General features: G+C 57.0%; 3 protein-coding genes. All 3 read left to right on the forward strand.

Translation table 11 applies throughout. The features are described 5' to 3' along the window. Positions 1 to 769: 769 nt before the first annotated feature. From BG60_RS39895 to BG60_RS35905, 3 genes are read left to right on the forward strand one after another with little or no spacing between them, the layout of a single operon-like run. Positions 770 to 1,417 (forward strand): tyrosine-type recombinase/integrase, encoded by a 648-nt coding sequence (locus BG60_RS39895; protein ID WP_008344802.1) that lies wholly within the window; start codon positions 770 to 772, stop codon positions 1,415 to 1,417. Continuing rightward, positions 1,414 to 2,376: a tyrosine-type recombinase/integrase gene (locus tag BG60_RS35900; protein WP_008344801.1), complete on the forward strand. Its 963-nt coding sequence runs from the start codon at positions 1,414 to 1,416 to the stop codon at positions 2,374 to 2,376. The genes BG60_RS39895 and BG60_RS35900 overlap by 4 nt, the downstream gene beginning before the upstream one ends. Continuing rightward, positions 2,369 to 3,376 carry a site-specific integrase gene (locus BG60_RS35905; RefSeq protein ID WP_008344798.1) on the forward strand — a complete coding sequence of 336 codons (1,008 nt, stop codon included), beginning with the start codon at positions 2,369 to 2,371 and terminating at the stop codon, positions 3,374 to 3,376. The genes BG60_RS35900 and BG60_RS35905 overlap by 8 nt, the downstream gene beginning before the upstream one ends. Positions 3,377 to 3,468: the final 92 nt, after the last annotated feature.

Genomic DNA, 3,468 nt, shown 5'->3' on the forward strand with positions numbered 1-3,468 from the left:
CAGGAATAATGCGCAGCCAGAAATTATGCGGAGTTTGCATGGTTCGGCTCGTCACGGGCGTCAGTGCGACGCGCCTTGCCTGGATCGTTGGGTAGCAGCAAACTACACATAAAAAGTGCTTTCCTGTTTGGGTTGTAACCCATTCAGGAGAAACATCATGATCGGCTTGGTTCCTCTACGACCGCAGCCTCAGGCGTGGTTATGGCGCAGCGTCCTTTCTCCTTTCGCGGAGCGCTACTGCGAATATCTCGTTGAGGCCGGCTACGCGGCTTGCACCGTCAACCGTTACGTGAGGTGCGTCGCGCACTTTGCGTACTGGCTCACAACACACCGCATAGCCTTAGCTCGCGTCGACAATCGACTCGCCTGCGGCTTCGTGAATGACCATTTGCCTCGATGCACCTGCCCCGATCCGATTCCGAGATGTCGGACAGACGTCAACGCGGCACTTCAGCATTTGCTGGTCGTCCTGGGCGCGTGCGCTGTCCCCCGGTATCTTTGGGCAGAACCGGATTCGGTACAACAGGAGGTGTGTCGATTCACTGAGTACCTCAAGGACGTTTGCGGCCTTGCCGAGTGCACGCGATATCAGCGTGGCCGAATCATTCGCGATTTCTTGCATCAACGCTTTGGTCGCGGACCCATCGATATGAAGCGGCTAACGATTCGGGATGTCCGTCGATTCGTGACACGTTACCCTGACGGGTGCAAAGCCGGAACAGCTCACGTAGCAGGCATAACGTTGCGCAGTTATCTGCGATTCAGGAGCATGCAATATAACGAGCAGGTCGCAGAGTTGATCGCGGCGGTGCCGAACGTAGCAGGATGGAGGTTGGCGGCATTACCTCAAACGCTTTCGGACGCAGCGATCGGACAGCTCCTGAATTCCTTCCATCACGAAACGGCGGCCGACCTGCGTGATTACGCAATGGTACGTTGTCTGGCAGATATTGGATTGCGTGCTGCGGAAGTCGTGCAAATACAGCTCGACGATTTAAACTGGCGCGACGGCACGCTGCAAATCCGTCGCACCAAATCGCGACGGGGCTACGTCATTCCGTTGCCGGAGCCAACAGGTCATGCGATCGCCGACTATATCTGGTTAGCTCGAAGAACAACGACGACCTCCCGCGCCGTCTTTGTACGGCACTACGCGCCTGCCGACCTTCCGTTGGGAACCGGGCGTGTCCATCAGGCGGTGCATGCCGCATATGTTCGCTGCGGCTGGACTGAACAAACTGGAACTCATCTTCTGAGGCACAGCGTGGCTCGACGGCTGCTTCGTTCCGGCTCGTCGTTGAAGGAAGTGGCCGACGTACTGCGCCATCAAAGCATCGACACCACCGCGATTTACACGAAGATCGACCTGCAAAGTATGGAGGCTGTCGCGCTCCCCTGGCCGGGGAGCAAATCATGAAACGCTTCGTCAACTCGGCAGACACTATGGTATCGCTGGCGCAGGCATATCTCGCCGAACGACGCTGTCTTGGCTTCGACCTCAAGATCTCTGGGCACGTATTGATGAACTTTGCCCGCTTCGCGGACGCGCTGGGGCATCGTGGTCCGATCACGGAAGATCTGACTCTCAGCTGGGCGCACTCGACACCGAGCGAAAGGGCCATTACATGGGCGCGTCGGATCGAGGTAATCCGCCCCTTCGCGAAGTATCTCAAGCAGTTCTATCCCGATACAGTTGTTCCGCGACGCGACTTGTGCGGGCGGGCCCATCGTCGTCTGGCGCCGCACATCTACACGGAGCAGGAACTCGGCGAACTCCTCACGGCGTCGGTGGCAATGTTACCCGTCGGTTCGATCAGACCGCTTACATATGAAGCGCTGTTTGGATTGATTGCCGCAACCGGCTTGCGTATCTCGGAAGCCATCAATCTCTCTCGAGACGACGTGAATCTTGCCGAGGGCACGCTTACGGTGCGTGAGACGAAGTTTCACAAATCGCGCGTTATTCCGATGCATCCTACCGTAACTCTGGCCATGAACCGTTACGCTACTCGCCGTGCGCTGGTCGTCGCCGCAGAGCCGTGCGTTTCGTTCTTTGTGAATCTTGATGGCAGGAAGTTGCAGGCCCGAACGGTGCATTGGGTGTTCGGTCGGCTTCGCGAGCAACTCGGGTGGACTTCTCGGGGTGACCACGCGTTGCCCCGAATCCATGATCTTCGCCATACGTTTGTGTGCCGGTGCATTCTCAAGTGGTATCGGGACGGCGTGAACGTCGACAACCGGATGATTGCGCTGTCGACATATCTGGGGCACGTGAAGCCGAGCGATACCTACTGGTATCTGACTGCGGTTCCCGATCTCATGGAAATCGTGAGCCAGAAATTTGCGCGCTTTGCTGAGGGGGTACGTCATGACTAAAACCTGCGTGGCTCCTTCCTTTGCGACTCTCCTGCAGGACTTCTTCGTCGAACGGTTGATGCATCAACGCGCGGTGAGCCCGGAGACGATATCGAGCTATCGCGATTCGTTTCGTCTGTTTCTTCAGTTCGCATCGGATCGCCTCGGGAGGTGTCCAACTGATCTGACGCTGTCGGACATGGATGCACCTCTGATCCTCGCGTTTCTGCGACACCTCGAAGTTGAGCGGCGCAACAGCACGCGGACCCGCAACGTTCGACTCGCAGCGTTGCGCTCGTTCCTGAAGTACGCAGCACACCGTGACGTCGCGTCGTTGGCCGTTATACAGCGTGCACTCTCCGTGCCGATGAAGCGTTGCGACAAACCTATGGTCGGATTCCTGTCACGCGAAGAGATTCAGCAACTGTTGACGGCGCCTGACCCGGACACTTGGGCGGGTCAACGCGACACGGTTCTGCTGGCAACGATGTATAACACGGGGGCGCGCGTCTCGGAGATCCTGGCACTACGCGTCAGTGATGTCGTTCTGGGTACATCACCCTTCGTTCATATTCTTGGCAAAGGACGCAAGGAACGAACGGTGCCTTTATGGCGATCCACAGCAAAGCTCCTCAAGGGGTGGTTGCCGCAGATCCAGGATGCATCAAGTCAGAGGCTCTTTCCAAATCGATCGGGAAACGCGATGACACGCTCCAATGTCGCCGATCGGATGAGAATTGCCGTAACGCGCGCGAAGGACCAATGTCCGCAACTCGCCAAGCGACGTGTTTCTCCGCACCTGGTTAGACACGCGACAGCCATGCATCTACTTCAATCAGGGGTCGACCTGTCGGTCATCGCCTTATGGCTGGGACACGAAAGCCCATCGACAACACATGGCTATATGGAAGCTGATCTGACAATGAAGGAGCGAGCGTTGAACAGGATTCAACCGCCGCAAGTAAAGAATCGTCGATATCGACCACCGGACCGCATCCTTCAGTTCCTGGAGTCGTTGTAATTATGCGTAGCTCGCCGAACCGCGAATCCTTGCGGATCGCTTCGGCGACTCGCATGGCACTATTCGACAGTGACGGACTCAACATAATTTCT

It is taken from the genome of Caballeronia zhejiangensis (assembly GCF_000698575.1).
GTDB classification, from domain to species: Bacteria; Pseudomonadota; Gammaproteobacteria; order Burkholderiales; family Burkholderiaceae; genus Caballeronia; species Caballeronia zhejiangensis.

What these genes read in the sequence shown, in the direction of transcription:
- BG60_RS35905 (WP_008344798.1), top strand. Translation starts at nt 2,369, where the DNA reads ATGACTAAAACCTGCGTGGCTCCTTCCTTTGCGACTCTCCTGCAGGAC.
- BG60_RS39895 (WP_008344802.1), top strand. Translation starts at nt 770, where the DNA reads ATGCAATATAACGAGCAGGTCGCAGAGTTGATCGCGGCGGTGCCGAAC.
- BG60_RS35900 (WP_008344801.1), top strand. Translation starts at nt 1,414, where the DNA reads ATGAAACGCTTCGTCAACTCGGCAGACACTATGGTATCGCTGGCGCAG.